Here is an 18,520-nt window from a genome sequence, read left to right on the forward strand (position 1 = left end):
TTCTGCGTCAGATTATGCGGCGGCGAGATAGTCGATCGCCGCGTTCACGCCGCCATTGGCGTGCGGGACGCCGGCGAGGCGGAGGGAGAGTTCGACGATGGACAGGGTGCCGAGGATCATGGGTTCGTTGAGATCGCCCATGTGGCCGATGCGGAAGACCTGGCCGCCGAGCGGGTCGAGGCCGCCGCCTAGGGAGACGTTGAAGCGGTCGTAGGCAATTTTGCGAACGGCTTCGGCGTCGTGGCCTTCGGGCATTTTGACGGCGGTGACCGAGTCTGAGCGGCGTTTGGGGTCGCTGCAGAAGAAGGCGACGCCTTGGTTACCGCTCCAGATCGAGACGGCGCGGCGGGTGGCTTCGGCGAGGCGGTGGTGGCGGCGCCAGACGTTTTCGATGCCTTCGGATTCGAGCAGGCGGACGGATTCGACCAGGCCGTAGAAGGGCGGGACAGGGACGGTGCCTACGAAGCTACGGTGGCGACGGGCCATCATTTTGGTCCAGTCGAAATAAAAGCGGGTGAGGGTGGCGGATTTATGGGCTTCGAGCGCTTTTTCGCTGACGGCGGTGAACGCCAGACCTGCGGGCAACATAAGGCCTTTCTGGCTGCCGCCGACGACGGCATCGATCCCCCAATCTTCCATGCGGAACTCTAGCGAGGCGAAGGAGGAGATGGTGTCGACCAGGAACAGGGCGGGGTGCTTGGCGGCATCGATGGCGGCGCGGATGGCGGGCAGGTCGAGCGCCACACCGGTCGAGGTTTCGTTATGAACGATGCAGACCGCTTTGATCTGGTGGGATTTATCAGCGAGGAGGCGTTCGGTGATGGTCGCGGGGTCTGGGCCACGGCGCCAGTCGGTCTCGGGCATTTCGGTGTTCAAGCCGAAGCGTTTGGCCATGGCCCCCCAGGTGCGGGAGAAATAGCCGCATTCGGGCATCAGGATGGTATCACCGGGGGAAAACAGGTTCTGGATGGTGGCTTCCCAGGCGCCGTGACCGCTGGAGGTGTAGATGAAGACCTCGCCGGTGGTGAACAGAAGGCGTTTAAGGCCGGCGACACCCTGGTCGTAAATGTCGATGAAGTCTTCCGACATGAAATCGACGGTGGGGACATCCATGGCGCGGAGAATGCTGTCGGGGATGTTGGTCGGGCCCGGGTTGGCGAAGAACAGGCGGCCTGGCTTGCGGGGTTTTGAGGTCATGGGGTGTGGTGATCCTGGCGATTGCGGGGTGTTGTTGGTTGCAGTCTGACGTTCACTTGGTTGGACGGCAAGACCTGACGCCGCGGAAACCGCGGTGGCACTCGAGATTAGCGGCAGGCATGCGATTATTGTTGTCGGTGGGGGCTCGCGGGGGGGAACTGGCCTTGCGGTTCTTCAACACCTTGCGTCAGGACTTTCCTCCCATAATGCGGTAACAGGGCCGGACGGAGCTAGGCAGGATTTCAATACGTCGATCAGATGGCTATCAACACGCCTTACTCCCACTCGATGGTGCCGGGGGGTTTGCTGGTGATGTCGTAGGTGACGCGGTTGATGCCGCGGACTTCGCCGACGATGCGGCCGGCGACGCGGGTGAGGAACTGCATGTCGAAGGGGAAGACGTCGGCCGTCATGCCATCGGTGCTGGTGACGGCGCGGAGCGCGCAGGCGAAATCGTAGGTGCGGCCATCCCCCATGACGCCGACGCTGCGGACCGGCAGGAGGGCGACGAAGGCTTGCCAGATGGCATCGTACAGGCCGGCGGCGCGGATTTCCTCGAGGTAGATTGCGTCGGCCCGCTGGAGGATTTTGACTTTTTCGCGATCGACCGGGCCGGGGATGCGGATGGCGAGGCCGGGGCCGGGGAAGGGGTGGCGGCCGACCAGGGTTTCCGGCAGGCCCAGTTCGCGGCCGAGGGCGCGGACCTCGTCCTTGAACAATTCGCGTAGGGGTTCGACCAGTTGCATCCGCATCCGCGCGGGCAGGCCGCCGACATTGTGGTGGGATTTGATGACGGCACTCGGGCCGCCGGTGACCGAGACGCTTTCGATCACATCCGGGTAGAGGGTGCCCTGGGCGAGGAAATCGGCGCCGCCGAGTTTGGCCGCTTCCTGTTCGAACACGTCGATGAACAGGCCGCCGATGATCTTGCGCTTCTGTTCGGGGTCGGCAACGCCTGCGAGGGCAGCGAAGAACAGGTCTGACGCGTCACGGTGGATCAGGGTGATGTTGAAACGGTCGCGGAAGACGCGGATGACATCGTCGGCCTCGCCGGCGCGGAGTAGCCCGTGATCGACGAAGATGCAGACCAGTTGATCGCCGATCGCTTCGTGGATCAGGGCAGCGGCCACCGAACTGTCGACGCCGCCGGACAGGCCGCAGATGACGCGGCCGGTGCCGACCTGGGCGCGGATTTTGCCGCGCGCGACATCACGGAAGTTCGCCATGGTCCAGGTATTCGAGAGGCCGCAGACATTGTGCACGAAATTGGCGAGGAGCTGGGCGCCGTGCGGCGTGTGGATGACTTCCGGGTGGAACATCAGGCCGTAGAAGCGGCGGGTATCGTCGGCGATGACGGCGAAGGGTGCGCCGTCGCTGGTGGCGACCGTACGGAAGCCGGGCGGCGGGGCGCTGATATGGTCGCCGTGGCTCATCCATACCTGTTCACGGCCGCCCTGGGTCCAGGCGCCGTCGAACAAGGTGCAATCATCGGTGATGTCGACGAAGGCGCGGCCGAATTCGCGGATATGGGCGCCGCTGACATCGCCGCCGAGTTGGGCGCACATCGTCATCTGGCCGTAGCAGATGCCGAGCACGGGGACATCCGATTCAAAGACGAGTTCGGGCGCGCGAGGGGAGTTTTCGTCGCTGACGCTGGCCGGGCCGCCGGAGAGGATGAAGCCGCGCGCCTTGAAGGCGGCGATACGGGCGGGATCGGCATCGAAGGGCCAGATTTCGCAATAGACCCCGGCCTCGCGCAGCCGGCGCGCGATAAGTTGCGTCACCTGGCTGCCGAAGTCGAGGATCAGAATCCGTTCGTCGGTCAGCTCATTCATGGAGCGTCATGAGCATGACCGGCGCGGGGTTTCAATAGGCGGACGTCCGCTTGGTGGTCAGACCAGATGTTCGGCGAAGAAGGCAAGGCTGCGGTCTTCGGCCAGCTTGTTGGCCTCGGCGTTGAAACTCGCCCGCGCGTCGCAGCCGAAACCGTGATCGGCGCCCTCGTAGATGAAGACCGGGATTTCGGGCTGGGAGGTCTTGATCGCTTCGACATCGGTGAGCGGGATGCCTTTGTCGAGCGCGCCGAAATGCAGCTGCACCGGGCAGGCGATGGGCGCTTCCTTGGTTTGCACGATGCCGCCGCCGTACCAGCCGATCGCGGCCTTGAAGCTCTTGCTGCGGGTCGCGCCCCACCAGGCGATGGTACCGCCCCAGCAATAGCCGATGATGCCGGTCGGGCGGGGGCTGAGGTTTGCGGCGGTCGCCTCGATATCGAGCATGACGTTGGATTCGGCGATGGCCGCGCGCAGTTCGAGGCCTTTTTTGATGCCGTCGGGCGTGTAGTCGAGTTCGACGTTGCGTTCGGCGCGGTCGAACACGGCGGGCGAAAGTACACGGTAGCCAAAGCTTGCCAGGTGATCGGCGATTTCGCGCATGTGCTGGTTGACGCCGAAGATTTCCTGCACGACCACCAGCGCACGCTCGGCTTTTTCATCGCCGGCGGCGTAGGCGTGGAATTTATGGCCGTCGGACGCGGTCAGTTCGATCATTTCACCCAAGATCAGTCTCCTTGCGGGGTTGCGAACGCGGCGAAATCGCGCGCGATGCGTTCATAGATGTGACGTTTGAACGGGACGGCGAGAGCGGGGATGGTCGCGAGATCGGCCCAGCGCCAGTCGATGAATTCGGGGTTTGGGTCTGCATCGAGCCGGATCATGGCGTCGGTGCCGGTAAAGCGCAGGGCGAACCAGCGCTGGCGTTGGCCGCGATGGCGGTTGCCCAGCCGGGCCGCGATATCGGGCGGGAAATCGTAGGTGATCCAGTCGGGGATTTCGCCGATGATGGCGGCCTCGGTGGTGCCGATTTCCTCACCGAGTTCGCGCAGCACGGCGGTGCGCGGGTCTTCCCCGGCATCGATGCCGCCTTGCGGTAATTGCCAGGGGTGGGTGAAGCTCGCCTGATGCCCGGCGCGACGCGCGATCAGGATTTGCCCGACGCGGTTGAACAGGGCGGCGCCGACGTTGGGCCGATAGGGCAGGGTGGCCGGGTCGGTCATCGCGATCCTGCGGGCAGGGCGAGCGCGCTGACCGGGACGAGGGCGATATGGGCGGCGCCGAGGCTCTTGCACCACGCTGCCAGGGCGGCGATTGCCGGGCCGGTCGGCCGGTCCAAGACGCCGAGCGCGTGGCCGTGGGCGAGGGCGATGGTGCCGAGCCGGTTGAGGTCGGCCGTTTCGGCGGCGATGCCAGTATCGGGGTCGATCACGATGTCGGCGATACTGGAGGCAACGCCGGGGGGTGGGGTGACGTTGGGACTGGCAATGATCATGAAGACGCCGGCCTTGGCGAGTTGGCCACCGAGCCATGCGGCGGCGTGCTGATGTTTCAGGAACAATTCTGGCACCGTAAGGCCGATTGTATCGGTGACGCCGGCATAGCCTGCGGCGCGCGACAAGGCCCAGTCGAGCCGTTTCAGATTATGCGGTGCCGCCGAGCCGGCGCGGAGTGCATCATCGCCGGCGGTGAACGTGGGTTCGCCATCGACCTGCATCGGCAGGCCGATGATGGTTTCATGGCCGGCTGCGCGGGCGGCGGCGGCGATGGTTTCGTCATGCGGCGCATAGGGTGACAAGGCGAGGGAGATTTGCGGGGGCAGGTTATGTACCGCGGCGAGGCTTGGGGTGAGGGCGTAGCCGATGCCGGCGATCATGATCGCGACGCGCGGTTCATCGGCCGCCGCGGTGGCGCGGGCCGCATAATAATGCATCGGGGTGACGCCGTAGGGACCCGGATGCGGGATTTTCCACGCGGGATCGACGCTGGAGGCTGCCTGGAGCATCGGGCTGGGCACGGGTATGCCGTTGCCGCGCGCGGCAAGCGCCGGGACTGATTTGATCGGGCCGAGATATTGCAAAACGGCAACGCCGATGACCACGACGGCCGCGACGCACCCCCAGAACAGCTTCAGTGAGGGTGGTACGCGCGGCATGGCTGGAAGGGAGATCAGTGTGCCGCGTCCGCCTGGCTGGACCCGCCCTGCTGGGCCATGGCGCGGGCCAGTTTCAGCGCCATCTGCAACTGATAGTCGGTTGCCGGTTTTTGAGGGTCGAGCTTCGGCCAGCCGACCGGCGGGCGCGGTGCGATGGTTTTGGCCATGGCGGGGAGCACCAGCTTCGGCGGTAGGATCGGCGCCTTCATGCCGGACGGGTTGTGGAATGCGTTCGGCATGTTGGCTTCGCGGATTTTCGGGAATTGATCCTTCGGGTTGGCGCTTTCATGCACGACCACATCCGGCTGCACGCCGTAATCCTGCAATGATTTGCCCGACGGCGTGTAGTAGAGCGCGGTGGTCAGGCGCAGCGCGCCATGGTCGGGGATGGTGAAAATTGTCTGCACCGAGCCCTTGCCGAAGCTGCGCGTGCCCATGACGACCGCGCGGCGGTTTTGTTGCAGGGCGGCGCTGACGATTTCGGCGGCGGAGGCGGTACCGGAATTGACCAGGATGACCAGCGGCGTGTGTTTGACCAGCGTATCGTCCGGGTGGGCGTACCAGACTTCGTCATCGGAACTGTGACGGCCGTGGGTGGAGACGATTTCGCCGGTTTGTAGGAAATCGTTCGCGACAGCGATGCCCTGGTTGAGCAGGCCGCCGGGGTTGTTGCGCATGTCGAGCACATAGGCATCGACATGGCCGTGGCTTTCACGGCGGAGTTTGTGCACGGCGCGGCGGATGTCGCGGCTGGCGTTTTCGGAAAAGCTCGCGAGCCGCATATAACCGATCTTGCCGTAGAGCTTGCCCTTGACCGCCTGGACATGGATGGTTGCGCGGGTCAGGGTATCGACGATCGGCTTGTCGACACCGGCGCGCTTGATGGTCAGGGTGATCTTGCTGCCCGGCGGGCCGCGCATCGCGGTGACCGCCTTGTCGAGCGTGAGGCCGACCATCGGCTTGCCGTCGATCCCGACGATCAGATCGCCGGGTTTGATGCCGGCCTTGGCGGCGGGCGTGCCATCGATCGGGCTGATCACCTTGATGAAGCCGGCCGCCTGCGAGACTTCGAGGCCGAGGCCGCCGAACTGGCCGCTGGTTTCGGCCTGCATGTCCTGGTACTGTTGCTTGTTCATGTAGCCGCTGTGCGGATCGAGCCCGGCCAGCATGCCGTTCATGGAATCATAGATGAGTTTTTTCGAGGGTTCGGGCATCACGTAGTCGGCCTTGACCCGCTGGAAGATGTTTTCGAACAGGCCGAGCTGCTGATAGGTGTCGCTGCCCGCCGGCGCATCGGCCAGCGCACCGCGCACCACCGGGGCGATGACGCCGATTCCGACACCGGCAATAAAGGTGCCGGCGATCAACAAGCTGGTCCGAAACTTCATCCGCGCCATCCTTTTGCCACGTCCAATCGCTACTGTCTCAACCAATAATGCGCCCTGACCGGAAGTCCAGTACCGGATTTCGCGCCGCCCCGGAACCTACGTGCCGCCGCCGAAATGACCGGCGGGGTCGATCGCGGTGCCGTGCTGGCGCAGTTCCACGTAAAGACGCGGCTGATTGCCTGGATCGTGCGGGTCATATCGTGCCATGCTGCCGACCGGTTGGCCAGCCCGGACTGACTGGCCGACGCTGACGGAAAACCGATCAAGCCCTGCCATCACGAAATCGTATCCGCCGCCGCAATCGAGAATGATCAACTTGCCGTAACTCTCGAACGGTTTTGCGAACACCACCTGGCCGGCACAGGCGGCGCTGACCACGCCGCCCGGCGATGCAGCAAACGTGTCGCCGGTTGCCGGACCCGCCGCCGTTGGTGCGCCGAACGCGCGGACCAGTTTGCCGGCGACCGGCGCGCCGCGCAGTGGTTGCGGGACGGCGCCGGCCGGTGCGGGCAAACGCGCGGCGGCCGCCTGCGCGCGGGCCTTGGCCGCTGCACGACGATTGTCCTCTAATCGGGCGATCACAGCCACCAGGTCGTGCGCATTTGCTGCCGCGGTATTTGCCGCACGCTGTTCCGCCGCGTGCCGGGCGATCGACGCGGTTTCCTGGGAGCTGACCTTCGCAATATCGGTCTGCAGCGCGGCGTCGCTTGCCTGCTGGGCCGTGATGGCTTGCGTCAGCACGGCCTGCTGGGTGCTGAGAGCGGTGGTCAGTGCGGCGTAGCGCCGCCGTGCGGCGCGCAAGGCGGTTGCGCGGGCGCCGATTTGGCGGGTCAGCCCCTGCATCACGAGTGCCCCCTCCGCGGCGCGGCCGGGTGCGGCATCCGCGGCCAGCAAGGTCGCGGCCGGGTGCAGGGCAAGCCGCGCCATCAAGGGCAGCAAGGGCGCGATTGCCGCCGAATCGGCCTGTAGCTCGGCACGGGCGGCATTTGCGTGGCGGGTCAGATGATCGAGCTTCTCGACGAGGCCTGCCGTTGCGGTCTCATCGACCCGCAAGGCGGCGGCCGCCGCGACCTCACGCGTCACCAGCGCCGCCTGCTGCGCCCGCGCCGCCGCGGCCGCGCGCAACGCCGCCGCCGCGGCCGCCTGATGCTGCTGCGCCGCCCGATTGTCCGCATCCAGCCGTGCTCGCGCCCGGTCCAGCGACCCGGCCTGCGCGATGCCGGACAGGATGATCAGGATGGCTGCAACTGAGAGGGTGAGGCAGGTGAAGAAGAAGGCCAGGGGGCTTTGCCCCCTGGCCCCCCACCAAAGGCAGGGCCTTTGGAATCCATTCGTTTTAGGCGCGGGGAGGGCGGGCACGGGATTCGGTATGGCAATCGCCTGGACGCCCACCTCGCGCCTAAAACTAGCGGGTTCTAAGGGCTCCGCCCTTAGCGGGGTCCAGGGGCAGAGCCCCTGGCCTTCTTCCTTGTCTGCCTCACCCCCCAATCGCAGCCGTCCCGATCAACGAGGTTCCGGTCATTTCGGCCGGTTGGGCGATGCCGAGCAGGGCGAGGATAGTGGGGGCGAGGTCGGCGAGGCGGCCGTCGTGCAGTGTGGTGCCTGGTGCCGCGCCGGCGAGCAGGACGGGCACGCGGTTGAGCGTATGGGCGGTGTGGGGCCCGCCGGTTGCGGGGTCGCGCATCAGTTCGCAATTGCCGTGATCGGCGGTCACGATGAGGCTACCGTGCTGGGCGGCAATGGCGGCGGCGATGCGGCCGAGACAGGTATCAACGGTTTCGACGGCTTTGATGGCGGCGGCGAGGATGCCGGTGTGTCCGACCATGTCCGGGTTGGCGAAGTTCAGCACGATCATATCGAGGTCGCCGGCTTCGATGGCGGCGACGACTTTTTCGGTCAGTTCGGGTGCGGACATTTCGGGTTGCAAGTCGTAGGTGGCGACCTTGGGTGAGGGGACCATGATGCGGTCTTCGCCTTCGAACGGCGTTTCGCGGCCGCCGTTGAGGAAGTAGGTGACGTGCGGGTATTTTTCGGTCTCCGCGGCGCGGAGTTGGCGTTTGCCGGCGCGGGCGACGACTTCACCGAGCAGGTTGGTCATCGGGTTCGGCGCGAACAGGCAGTGCATGAGTTTGTCGATATGGTCCGAGTAGGGGACCATGCCGAGGGCGGCGGCGAATTTCGGGACCAGGGCGCGGGAGAAGCCCTCGAAGCCGGGGTCGAGCAGGGCGGTGAGGATTTCGCGGACGCGGTCGGCGCGGAAATTGGCGCAGAGCAGGCCGTCGCCATCGCTGATGCCAGCATATCCGGTGATCACGATGGGTTTGACGAATTCATCGGTGATGGCGGCGCGGTAACTGGCGCGCACCGCCTCGACCGGATCGGTCGCGGCGGTGCCTGCGCCATCGACCAGCAGGTCGAACGCGCGTTCCACCCGCTCCCAGCGGTTATCGCGGTCCATGGCGTAGTAGCGGCCGATGATGGTGGCGATTTCGGCGCCGGAGGGAATGGCATCGATCAGGGTTTGCAGGCAGTCGGCGGCGCTTTCAGGGGCGGTGTCGCGGCCATCGGTGATGGCGTGGATGAACACCGGCACGCCGGCATCGGCAATGATGGTGGCGAGGGCGGCGACGTGGCGTTGATGGGCGTGGACGCCGCCGGGCGAGATCAGGCCGAGCAGGTGGCAGGCCCCTTCGGATTGTTTCAGGGCGGCGATGAAGCGTTGCAGGTCGGGGTTGGTGGCCAGCGAGCCATCGGTGATGGCGGCATCGATGCGCGGCAATTCCTGCATGACGACGCGCCCGGCGCCGATATTGGTGTGGCCGACCTCGGAATTGCCCATCTGGCCGTCCGGCAGGCCGACATCGTTACCGCAGGTGCGCAGGAAGGCGTGGGGCGAGGCTTGCCAGAGGCGGTCGAAATTGGGCGTTTGCGCCAGCGCGACGGCATTGTCGGCCTGGTCTTCACGCCAGCCGAAGCCGTCGAGAATGGTCAGCATGACCGGTTGCTTCATGGTGGTCTCCTGGACGGGCGGCGATGGGATGCCGGCGGCGGGCCGCATAGCGGCAGGTTCCGGTTGGGCGAACTGCGGTCTATATAACGGTCATGTTGATCGATTCCCATTGCCATCTGGATTATTTCACGGAAACCGAGCGGCCGGCGGTGCTGGCGCGGGCGGCGGCGGCGGGGGTGGGCGAGATGGTGACGATCGGCACCAGCCTCGCGCAGTCGCAGCAGGCCGTGGCGATGGCGGCGGCGGCCGCGAACGTGTGGGCCTGCGTGGGTGTGCATCCGCACAATGCGGGCGGGGAGGGTGGTGTGCCGGCTGCCGAAACGATCGCGGCTTTGACCGTGCATCCAAAGGTGATCGGGATCGGTGAATCCGGGTTGGATTATTTTTACGACAAGGCGCCGCGCGATGTGCAGGCGGCGAATTTCGCAGCGCACATCCGGGCCGCGCAACTCACTGACCTGCCGCTTGCGATTCATGCGCGGGATGCCGATGAGGATATCGCATCGATGCTCGAGGCGGCTTATGCTGAGCGGCCGTTTTCGTTTTTGCTGCATTGTTTTTCATCCGGCCGGGGATTGGCCGAGCGGGCTCTGGCGATCGGCGGGTATGTGTCGTTTTCGGGGATTTTGACGTTTCCGAAATCGGACGATCTGCGGGCGATCGCGCGGGATGTGCCGGCGGATCGGGTGCTGGTGGAGACCGATTCGCCGTATCTGGCGCCGGTGCCGTTGCGCGGCAAGCGCAATGAGCCGGCCAATACGGTGCATACCGCGCGCGTGCTGGCCGGCGTGCTGGGGCTGAGCGAGCCGGCGCTCGCGGATTTGACCAGCCAGAATTTCCGCCGCCTGTTCACCAAGGCGGCATGAGGTTTCGCGTCACGCTGCTCGGGACCGGCGGGTCGGCAGGTTTGCCGCAGATTGGTGGCGCCGATGGCGCGGGCGATTGGGGGAGTTGCGATCCGGCCGAGGCGCGGAATGCGCGGACGCGGGCGAGCATTGCGATTGAGAGCGCGGCGGGACGGTTGCTGGTGGATACGGCGCCAGAAGTGCGGTTGCAGCTAACCGCGAACCGGATCGCCCGGATCGATGCGGTGCTGTTTACCCATGCGCATGCCGATCATATCGCCGGATTGGACGAGGTGCGGATTCTCAATCGAATTCTGGGCGCGCCGATCCCCGGTTACAGCGACGAGCGGACCTGGGATGAGTTGGTCCGGCGGTTCAACTATGCATTCAAGCCCTGGCAACCGCCGGGTTTTTTTCGGCCGGTGATCGATACGCACAGAATCGCGCCGGGCGAGACGAACCGGATTTGTGGCCTGCCGGTCGGTATCATCGGGCAGGATCATGGGTTTATTCCCTCGCTCGGGCTGAGGATTGGCAATTTTGCCTATTGCACCGATGTGATGCGGTTCGACGACGAGGAGTTCGCGCGGTTAGCGGGGATCGACACCTGGGTGGTCGATTGTTTCACGCACGGACCGAAACATCCGACCCATGCCAATCTGGATCAGGTGCTGACGTGGGTGGACGCCTTACGGCCACGGCGGACGATCTTGACGCATATGGGGCCGGACATGGATTACGCGACGCTGCTGGCAGGGCTGCCAGCAGGAATCGAGCCTGGGTATGACGGCATGCTAATCGAGGGAGAAGTAACGTGACGCAGGACGAAAAACTGGACCGGTTGGCCGAGATTGCCGTGAAGATCGGTGTCAATGTGCAGAAGGGGCAGGAGTTGATCGTCAACGCGCCGGTCGATGCACGGGCGCTGGTGCAGCGGATTGTGGCGCATGCGTATGATGCGGGTGCCACGCTGGTGGTGCCGTTGTTCGTGGATGATGTGGTGCAACGGGCGCGGTTCGTGCATGCGGATGAGGAGAGTTTCGATTTCTCGCCGGCGTGGTTGTATGAGGCGATGGCGAAATCAGTGGGTGATGGCGCGGCGGTGCTGACCATTGTGGGGTCGGACCCGATGCTGCTGGCGGGATGCGATCCCGCGCGGATCGGGCGGGCGCAGCGGGCGACGGCGGCGGCGATGAAGCCGGTGCGCAACTTGATCAGCAGTTTTGCGACCAATTGGTCGATCCTGTCGTTCGCGACGCCGGGGTGGGCGGCTTCGGTGTTTCCCGATGAGCCGCGCGATGCGGCGGTGGCGAAGTTATGGGATGCGATTTTCGCGGTCAGCCGGGTCGATCAACCCGATCCGGTGCGCGCGTGGCGCGACCATGCGGCGACGCTGAGGCGCCGCTGCGACGTGCTGAACGAGAAGCGCTTTGCCGCACTGCGGTTTCGCGGACCGGGGACGGATTTGCGGGTCGGGCTCGCGGAGGATCATCGCTGGGCTGGTGGTTCGGTTGAGTCGCGCAATGGCACGGTGTGTCTGCCGAACATGCCGACCGAGGAAGTGTTTACAATGCCTCACAAGATGAAGGTGGAAGGCGTTGTTTCTGCGACAAAACCTCTGGTCAATGGTGGTGCGCTGATCGAAGGGATATGGGTGCGGTTCGAGGCCGGGCGTATCGTTGAGGCACAAGCGTCGAAGGGGCAGGACGTGTTCCGCGCGCTGATCGGTACCGATGAAGGTGCGGCGCGGTTGGGCGAGGTGGCGCTGGTACCGGAGGCCTCGCCGGTCGCGCAATCGGGGCTGATTTTCCGCAACACGCTGTTCGATGAAAACGCTGCCTGCCATATCGCGCTCGGCCAGGCGCTGTCGTTGAACATGGAGGGCGGCTGCGATGCCGCGCGCGGGGCGAACGAGAGCTTGATCCATGTCGATTGGATGATCGGGTCAGGGCAGATGGATGTCGATGGCATCACGGCTTCAGGTGCGGTGGAACCGGTGATGCGGGCGGGGGCGTTTACGCTGGGATGATCGTCGTCAGAGAGGTCGTGTCTTCAGCGTGACGCGGCATTTTTGCGAGGGCAGTGCAGCGACACATGGTCCGGCAGGTCCCAGCTTCGATCCATGACCCAATCCCGCCAGTCCCAGGCGTAGGCGGCGGGCCGGCGATCGGCCAGGATCGGGCGCTGGCGTTCACCGAGCGCCGTTGCAAAGGCGAGGCGCCAGGGGTGTGGAATGTCGTCGATCAGGATGTAGTGGCGTTGCCGGCTCGGGGTATGGATGGGAACGAGCGCCAGCAGGGCGCGCCTGGTCTTGGGCGTTTCGGTGTTGGAAACCGGGGCGGCATGTGGGTCATGGCACGTCATGATGTGCAGTCCATGTGAGGGAGTCTGTGATGATTGGCGGACGCTGGGATCATGATTGCCTTGGTGTTTGTCGGATCGTGGTCGGTCGTGGCCGCGTGGGCAATGTGACTTTGTTATTATATTGCAACGAATATTTATTATTACAGATTTGGCTTTTACGGTTGTAGACTCGGACTTTACTTATATCGGGCAACGCGAATAAAATCGGAAACGATGCTATTTCTGGTTGTTTTTCGGGTCAGGCAGGTTTGCGCCGGTTGGACTTCGCGGGCGTGAGTTGTTATCCGGGTTTCAACGATCAGGAGACGCTCGATGCAACAGCGCGACCCCACTGCCTTGCGTAGTTACCGCTGGTTCGGTGCCAGTGATCTGCGCAGTTTCGGCCATCGTTCGCGCATTCGCCAGCTTGGCTTCGATCTTGAGGATGTGGCGGGCCGGCCGGTGATTGCGATCATCAACACGTGGAACGGGCTGGCGCATTGCCATGGACATTTCCCGGCGCGGGTCGAGGCGATTAAGCGCGGCGTGCTGGAGGCGGGGGGATTTCCGGTCGAGGTACCGGTGATGGCGCTGCCGGAGAATTTCGTGAAGCCGACCACGATGCTCTATCGCAATCTGCTGGCGATGGAGGTGGAAGAAAATCTGCGCTCATTGCCGGTCGATGGGGCGGTGCTGATGGGCGGGTGCGACAAGACCACACCGGCGACCATCATGGGGGCGATCAGCGCGGGGTTGCCCGCGATTTTCATGCCGGCCGGGCCGATGCTGCGGGGTAATTGGGGCGGCAGGATTCTCGGCTCGGGCTCGGATATCTGGAAATTCTGGGACGAGAAGCGCGCGGGCAATATTTCCGAGGCGCAGTGGGCGGAGATGGAATCCGGCATCGCGCGGTCCGACGGCGTGTGCATGACGATGGGCACCGCGATGACGATGACCTCGCTCGCCGAGGTTTTGGGGCTGACGCTGCCGGGGGCGACCTCGATCCCCGCGCCGGATTCGGGCCATGCGCGCATGGCGACGGCGACCGGGCGGCGCGCGGTTGATCTGGTTTGGGAGGGGCGAAGGCTGACCGATATTCTGACCCTGGCGAGTTTCGAGAATGCGATTGTCGCGAGTGCGGCGCTCGCGGGTTCGACCAATGCGATCATTCATTTGATCGCGATGGCACGGCGGGCGGGAATTGCACTCGAGCTTGGCCGGTTCGACGAACTTTCGGCGGGCGTGCCGGTGCTCGCGAATATCAGGCCGTCGGGTGAGTATCTGATGGAGGATTTTTTCTATGCGGGTGGGCTGACCGCATTTTTGACGAGGCTGACGGATCGGCTTGATGTATCGACGGCGACGGTGAACGGGGCGACGCTGGGTGATAATATTGAAAACGCAACGATCTGGAACGAGGACGTCATTCGCCCGGTTGGCAACCCGGTTTCACAGGCCGATGGGCTGGCGGTGCTGCGTGGTAATCTGGCACCGGACGGGTGCGTGATGAAACCATCGGCGGCGGAGCCGCGGTTGCTCAAGCATGAAGGACCGGCCTTGGTGTTTGATGATTATGATGCGATGGCGCGCGCCGTGGCCGACCCGGCGCTCGATGTTACGCCCGATCATGTGCTGGTGCTGCGCAATGCCGGGCCGCTAGGCGGGCCGGGGATGCCGGAGTGGGGGATGTTGCCGATTCCGGTGAAGCTGCTGCGGCAAGGCGTGCGCGACATGCTGCGGATTTCCGATGCGCGGATGAGCGGGACCAGTTATGGCGCGTGCATTCTGCACGTGGCACCGGAAGCGTTCGTCGGCGGGCCGCTCGCGCTGATCCGCACCGGGGATATCATTGCGGTGGATGTTGCGGCGCGCACGATCGATGTGCGGCTGAGCGCGGATGAGTTGGCCGCGCGGCGGGCAGGGTGGGTGGCGCCGGCGCCACGGTATCTGCGGGGGTATGGCGCGATGGCGGCAGCCCATATCGGCCAGGCCGATACGGGCTGCGACTTCGATTTTTTACAGCGTCCCGGCGCGGTGCCGGAGCCAGAGATCCATTAGGTTCAGGGCGCTTTGGATGTCGCGCCGACCGCCTGATTCTGATGGGCGGTTTTATGGCCCATGGTTTTGGAGACATGCGAACGGCGCTTCATGTGCGACGACGTTGCGTGGGTGCGCGAGTGCGATGTGCGCTTGAGCGTGCGCTTATGGCCGCTCATGGCGGTCTGATGGCGCGCGGCGGCGCCGGCATCCTTTTTGGTGGAGTGCGACATCGCGGTGGTGGTGCTCTGGGCATGAGCGGAAATCATGGATGTCATGCCGGCAAGCAATAACGTGGTGCCGAAGGCGATGGCGGGTCCGATGGATCGATGGGCGGCCTTGGTTTTCATGATGATCTCCTGATGATGTACAGCACTTGGTGCAGGCGGGGGCAAAACAAAGTTACAATCAGGCAAGGCCAGACTGCGCTGGTCGGGGCGCGCACAAAGATCGCAGAAGAAATATTATGGAAACTCGTGTTGCCGTGATTTGTGCTTTGGGTATGCCGGATCACGATTTGGCCTCGGCGTGCGGCGCGCACAGATCGGCCACAGATCCGCCTGAATTGCCCAACAGAGTGACCAGATCAAATCGAGTTGGTCAGGAACCGTAAACATGGAACACGCTGCCGATCATAGCATTGCGATCGTCGTACCGGTGCATAACGAGGCGGCCAATATCGAGCCGTTGCTGTGCGAAATCCGCGCCGCGATGGCCGGGCTCGATTACGAGATTGTTTATGTCGATGATGGCAGCACCGATGCGACGGCCGCGATCTTGGCGGCGCAGGCGCGCAAGAACACGGATTTGCGGGTTATCCGGCATCGGGCCAGTTGCGGCCAGAGTGCGGCGATCATTACCGGGGTACGCGCGGCCGACGCGACGTGGATCGCGACGCTTGATGGCGATGGCCAGAACGATCCGGCCGACATTCCCGCGATGTTCGAGGCGGCACGCCGCAGTGATCGGCCCGGTACGCCGGTGCTGATCGCCGGGCATCGTCAGCGCCGGCAGGATGACGCGATCAAGCTGCTGAGCTCGCGGATCGCCAACAAGGTGCGCGCGCGGCTGCTGGGCGATGCGACGCCGGATACCGGTTGCGGCCTGAAACTGTTCCGGCGCAAGACATTCATGTCCCTGCCCCAGTTTGATCATATGCACCGGTTTCTGCCCGCCTTGGTCATCCGTGCCGGCGGGGTGGTGATATCGCACCCGGTTGGCCATAGGCCGCGCCACGCCGGGGCGTCGCATTATGGCACGTGGGGCCGGCTGAAGGTTGGCGTCGTCGATCTGGCTGGGGTTGCCTGGCTGCAGCGCCGGTGGAACCGTCCGGACATCGTGATTGGCGCAACAGCGCAGACTAATGGGCCGGCCAAGGTGGATCGCGGCATCGTGGCGCGGCCGCTCGAACATAGCCATTAGGCGGCACCGACATGGGCTTTCGCTGGATTGGTCTGAAACCGTTCGCCAAGCCGGCGCTGCTGGTGATCGGGCTGACCGGTGGAGCGTTGGCGCTGCGGCTGCTGCCGTTCGGCGACATTCTGAAATCTCATGCACATAGTCACGCTGATGCCCGCGATATCGGCCTGTTCGTCGGGCTGGGCGCGTTGGCCTGCGCGGTTGGCATGCCTCGGCAGATCGTGGCGTTTGCCGCCGGCTACGCCTGGGGTGTGACGATCGGCGCCAGCATGGCGCTGGTGGCACAGGTGATCGGGTGTGCCGCCGATCTGTTCTGGGCGCGGTGGATTGCCCGGGATTTTGTGCAGGCGCGCCTGCGCGGCCGGGCGCTGCGGCTCGACCGGTTGTTGACGACCAGCCCGTTCATCAGCGCGCTCACGCTGCGGTTGATGCCGGTGGGCAATAATCTGTTGCTCAACCTGCTGGCCGGCGTATCGGCGGTGCCGGCGCGCGGGTTTTTATTGGGCTCGGCGGCCGGGTTTATTCCGCAGACGGTGATTTTCGCGTTGCTCGGCTCGGGCAGCCGGATTGCGCGCGCAACGCAGATCGAGATCGGCGTTGCGCTGTTCGTGGTTTCCACGTTGATCGGCGTGGTGTTGTTGCTGCGCGGGCGACGGAACCGGGACGAGCTCGCCGTGACGATGCGGTCGACCGGCTGATCCGCGCTACTGGCAAAGCGCTGTTGCGGCCTCGCTATCCGAGCAGGCGACGACGCCGAGCGAGCCCGGATCGATCTGTTCGATGGTGATTTCCTTGCCGGCGCCGATCGGGGCGGCGGTGCCGCCGAGGGCCGCAACCTTGGCGAAGAAGATCGTCTGGTCGGGTTCCCTGCCCTGCCCTGCTGGTCCGTAAACCGCGAACACGCGATGGCCGGCCGCGAGACTTTTGGCCGCGCGTTTGACATGGGTCGTGGTTTGCCAGGGTGTCGCGTTGGGATCGCTCGACTTGCGTTCGAAGGCGAGCATGGCCGGGGCCGCGCCGTCGCTGACCAGGAGCATATCCCCTGCGGTCATCCGGCTTTCCAGCAGAACGGCAGCCTTGTCCCAGCGGGGTTTGGTTTCGGCGTGGTAATAGGGGGTGAGGTTGAGCAGCAGCAACAGGGTGGCAAGCACCAGCGCGGGTTTTTGCGCGCGACCGGCCAGCGCTTCGATGCCGAAGCCGGCCAGAATAAAGAACGGTGCGGCACTCCAGAGCAGGTAGCGCGGCAGCAGGACCGGGTGGATCAGCGAGATCAGCGCCAGGGTGAGCGGCAGGCCGAGGAAGGCGATGATGAGCACGACCAGCGGCGCGGCTTGGCGGCGCAGGTGCCAGACGCCGAGGGCCGCGAAGGCAAAAGCCAGTGCTGAGAGGGCGGCATAGGCCGTAGGCAGGAGGCGCATCGTCACCATGGTGGCATCGCGCAGGCCGTAGAGACTGGCGATATCCGCCCAGCCGGCGCGTGCTGACAGCGGCGGGATCCAGTTGAAGCTGCGCATGACGTGGTCATGGACGGCTTGGAGCATCGCGATGTAGCCAGGGGCGGCCGCGATGATGATGGCAAACTGGATGAGGCTCCAATTGGCGAGGAACCGCCGGCGCGCGGTGACGCGCGGCAGGATGGCCGCGGCCATTGCGACATTGGCGGTGATCAGCCAGGGGATCGCATCGCCCAGGGCCCAGAGGGCCGCGAGCGTACCCAATCCGTAGGCGGCCCAGGCGGCGCGTGGCGCGCGGCGGTCGCGCAGGCGCAGCCCGCCGGCATCGGGTGCCAGAGCGAGGCCGATCAGACCATCGAGCCCGATCAGGATGAAGGTCATCATCAATGTATAGGAGCGGGCTTCCTGGCTGAAGCCGACCTGCAGGGGTGCGAAGGCCATCAGCAGGCCGGCAAGCACGGCGGCGGCGCGGCCGCCGATTTTCCAGGCGATGGCGAAGACGAGGACGGCGTTGACGGCACCGGCAACGGCCGGGATTGTCCGCAGTGCGGCCGGGCCGGCACCGGCGCCGAGGGCGATCATTGCGTGTTCGAGCAGAAAGAAGCTGGGGATGTGATGATGGCGCAGGGAATTGGCGATGACGCCTGGCAGCGCGAGCGAGGAGCGCTGGACGGTGAAAATCTCATCGAGCCAGAACGGTTTGGTACCCAGGTGATACAGGCGCGCGATCAGGCCGGCGATGAAGATGCCGATGCCCGCAAGCCTGGCACTGACCATGGTTGCATGGTGCGCGATGGCGCTGGAGGCGGTGGCGGACGGCGACCTGATCATTGCAGTGAT

At 64.8% G+C, this 18,520-nt stretch carries 17 protein-coding genes; 6 read left to right on the forward strand and 11 right to left on the reverse strand.

Going from position 1 to position 18,520, the window contains the following annotated elements:
- Window positions 1-12 precede the first annotated feature (12 nt).
- From BW994_RS08520 to gpmI, 8 genes are all read right to left on the reverse strand, one after another.
- On the reverse strand, window positions 13-1,197 hold the full coding sequence (locus BW994_RS08520; protein ID WP_029311045.1) for a pyridoxal-phosphate-dependent aminotransferase family protein: 1,185 nt from the start codon (window positions 1,195-1,197) through the stop codon (window positions 13-15).
- A 275-nt stretch (window positions 1,198-1,472) separates the two neighbouring features.
- Window positions 1,473-3,032 carry a glutamine-hydrolyzing GMP synthase gene (guaA, locus tag BW994_RS08525; protein WP_029311046.1) on the reverse strand — a complete coding sequence of 520 codons (1,560 nt, stop codon included), beginning with the start codon at window positions 3,030-3,032 and terminating at the stop codon, window positions 1,473-1,475.
- A 57-nt stretch (window positions 3,033-3,089) separates the two neighbouring features.
- Entirely contained in the window at window positions 3,090-3,755 is a 666-nt protein-coding gene (locus BW994_RS08530) for a dienelactone hydrolase family protein (protein WP_029311047.1), read from the reverse strand.
- Between the two features lie 2 nt (window positions 3,756-3,757).
- Entirely contained in the window at window positions 3,758-4,252 is a 495-nt protein-coding gene (locus tag BW994_RS08535; protein WP_029311048.1) for an RNA pyrophosphohydrolase, read from the reverse strand.
- Window positions 4,249-5,184, reverse strand: coding sequence for a divergent polysaccharide deacetylase family protein (locus BW994_RS08540; protein ID WP_029311049.1), 936 nt, complete (start codon window positions 5,182-5,184; stop codon window positions 4,249-4,251). Before BW994_RS08540 ends, BW994_RS08535 begins: the two co-directional genes overlap by 4 nt.
- 14 nt (window positions 5,185-5,198) lie before the next feature.
- Window positions 5,199-6,572 (reverse strand): S41 family peptidase, encoded by a 1,374-nt coding sequence (locus BW994_RS08545; protein ID WP_029311050.1) that lies wholly within the window; start codon window positions 6,570-6,572, stop codon window positions 5,199-5,201.
- 96 nt (window positions 6,573-6,668) lie between these two features.
- The gene (locus BW994_RS08550) at window positions 6,669-7,931 is read right to left on the reverse strand and encodes a murein hydrolase activator EnvC family protein (RefSeq protein WP_245594062.1); all 1,263 of its coding nucleotides are present in this window, start codon (window positions 7,929-7,931) and stop codon (window positions 6,669-6,671) included.
- Between the two features lie 118 nt (window positions 7,932-8,049).
- On the reverse strand, window positions 8,050-9,582 hold the full coding sequence (gene gpmI, locus BW994_RS08555; protein WP_029311052.1) for a 2,3-bisphosphoglycerate-independent phosphoglycerate mutase: 1,533 nt from the start codon (window positions 9,580-9,582) through the stop codon (window positions 8,050-8,052).
- A 92-nt stretch (window positions 9,583-9,674) separates the two neighbouring features.
- On the opposite strand from gpmI, the gene BW994_RS08560 reads away from it, so the two are divergent.
- The 3 genes from BW994_RS08560 to BW994_RS08570 are packed head-to-tail and all read left to right on the forward strand — an operon-like array spanning window position 9,675 to window position 12,456.
- Window positions 9,675-10,448 (forward strand): TatD family hydrolase, encoded by a 774-nt coding sequence (locus BW994_RS08560; protein ID WP_029311053.1) that lies wholly within the window; start codon window positions 9,675-9,677, stop codon window positions 10,446-10,448.
- Window positions 10,445-11,245 (forward strand): MBL fold metallo-hydrolase, encoded by an 801-nt coding sequence (locus BW994_RS08565; RefSeq protein WP_029311054.1) that lies wholly within the window; start codon window positions 10,445-10,447, stop codon window positions 11,243-11,245. The genes BW994_RS08560 and BW994_RS08565 overlap by 4 nt, the downstream gene beginning before the upstream one ends.
- Window positions 11,242-12,456, forward strand: coding sequence for an aminopeptidase (locus BW994_RS08570; protein WP_029311055.1), 1,215 nt, complete (start codon window positions 11,242-11,244; stop codon window positions 12,454-12,456). Before BW994_RS08565 ends, BW994_RS08570 begins: the two co-directional genes overlap by 4 nt.
- 23 nt (window positions 12,457-12,479) lie before the next feature.
- On the opposite strand, the gene BW994_RS08575 is transcribed toward BW994_RS08570, so the two are convergent.
- Window positions 12,480-12,791 carry a hypothetical protein gene (locus BW994_RS08575; RefSeq protein WP_029311056.1) on the reverse strand — a complete coding sequence of 104 codons (312 nt, stop codon included), beginning with the start codon at window positions 12,789-12,791 and terminating at the stop codon, window positions 12,480-12,482.
- A gap of 312 nt (window positions 12,792-13,103) precedes the next feature.
- Here BW994_RS08575 and araD point away from each other — a divergent pair, with 312 nt between their 5' ends.
- Window positions 13,104-14,828: an L-arabinonate dehydratase gene (araD, locus tag BW994_RS08580; RefSeq protein ID WP_029311057.1), complete on the forward strand. Its 1,725-nt coding sequence runs from the start codon at window positions 13,104-13,106 to the stop codon at window positions 14,826-14,828.
- Window positions 14,829-14,830: 2 nt separating this feature from the next.
- Here the strand turns inward: araD and BW994_RS08585 are convergent, their stop codons facing one another.
- Window positions 14,831-15,157 (reverse strand): hypothetical protein, encoded by a 327-nt coding sequence (locus BW994_RS08585; protein WP_029311058.1) that lies wholly within the window; start codon window positions 15,155-15,157, stop codon window positions 14,831-14,833.
- A 265-nt stretch (window positions 15,158-15,422) separates the two neighbouring features.
- Between BW994_RS08585 and BW994_RS08590 the strand changes: the two genes are divergently transcribed.
- Both BW994_RS08590 and BW994_RS08595 read left to right on the forward strand, forming a co-directional pair.
- A complete protein-coding gene (locus tag BW994_RS08590) occupies window positions 15,423-16,229 on the forward strand; it encodes a glycosyltransferase family 2 protein (protein ID WP_029311059.1) in 807 nt (268 codons plus the stop codon).
- Window positions 16,230-16,240: 11 nt separating this feature from the next.
- Complete coding sequence (locus BW994_RS08595; RefSeq protein ID WP_076454476.1) at window positions 16,241-16,924, forward strand: TVP38/TMEM64 family protein; 684 nt, start codon at window positions 16,241-16,243, stop codon at window positions 16,922-16,924.
- A gap of 6 nt (window positions 16,925-16,930) precedes the next feature.
- Here the strand turns inward: BW994_RS08595 and BW994_RS08600 are convergent, their stop codons facing one another.
- Window positions 16,931-18,511 (reverse strand): hypothetical protein, encoded by a 1,581-nt coding sequence (locus BW994_RS08600; protein WP_029311061.1) that lies wholly within the window; start codon window positions 18,509-18,511, stop codon window positions 16,931-16,933.
- Window positions 18,512-18,520 lie beyond the last annotated feature (9 nt).

The sequence above is a fragment of the Acidiphilium rubrum genome (genome assembly GCF_900156265.1).
GTDB lineage: Bacteria > Pseudomonadota > Alphaproteobacteria > Acetobacterales > Acetobacteraceae > Acidiphilium > Acidiphilium rubrum.

Excerpts from the sequence above, each read along its gene's own strand:
- BW994_RS08520 (WP_029311045.1), bottom strand. The coding sequence starts at position 1,197 with ATGACCTCAAAACCCCGCAAGCCAGGCCGCCTGTTCTTCGCCAACCCG.
- BW994_RS08590 (WP_029311059.1), top strand. The coding sequence starts at position 15,423 with ATGGAACACGCTGCCGATCATAGCATTGCGATCGTCGTACCGGTGCAT.
- BW994_RS08560 (WP_029311053.1), top strand. The coding sequence starts at position 9,675 with ATGTTGATCGATTCCCATTGCCATCTGGATTATTTCACGGAAACCGAG.
- BW994_RS08540 (WP_029311049.1), bottom strand. The coding sequence starts at position 5,184 with ATGCCGCGCGTACCACCCTCACTGAAGCTGTTCTGGGGGTGCGTCGCG.
- BW994_RS08600 (WP_029311061.1), bottom strand. The coding sequence starts at position 18,511 with ATGATCAGGTCGCCGTCCGCCACCGCCTCCAGCGCCATCGCGCACCAT.
- BW994_RS08565 (WP_029311054.1), top strand. The coding sequence starts at position 10,445 with ATGAGGTTTCGCGTCACGCTGCTCGGGACCGGCGGGTCGGCAGGTTTG.
- gpmI (WP_029311052.1), bottom strand. The coding sequence starts at position 9,582 with ATGAAGCAACCGGTCATGCTGACCATTCTCGACGGCTTCGGCTGGCGT.
- guaA (WP_029311046.1), bottom strand. The coding sequence starts at position 3,032 with ATGAATGAGCTGACCGACGAACGGATTCTGATCCTCGACTTCGGCAGC.
- BW994_RS08585 (WP_029311058.1), bottom strand. The coding sequence starts at position 15,157 with ATGAAAACCAAGGCCGCCCATCGATCCATCGGACCCGCCATCGCCTTC.
- BW994_RS08535 (WP_029311048.1), bottom strand. The coding sequence starts at position 4,252 with ATGACCGACCCGGCCACCCTGCCCTATCGGCCCAACGTCGGCGCCGCC.
- araD (WP_029311057.1), top strand. The coding sequence starts at position 13,104 with ATGCAACAGCGCGACCCCACTGCCTTGCGTAGTTACCGCTGGTTCGGT.
- BW994_RS08595 (WP_076454476.1), top strand. The coding sequence starts at position 16,241 with ATGGGCTTTCGCTGGATTGGTCTGAAACCGTTCGCCAAGCCGGCGCTG.
- BW994_RS08545 (WP_029311050.1), bottom strand. The coding sequence starts at position 6,572 with ATGAAGTTTCGGACCAGCTTGTTGATCGCCGGCACCTTTATTGCCGGT.
- BW994_RS08575 (WP_029311056.1), bottom strand. The coding sequence starts at position 12,791 with ATGACGTGCCATGACCCACATGCCGCCCCGGTTTCCAACACCGAAACG.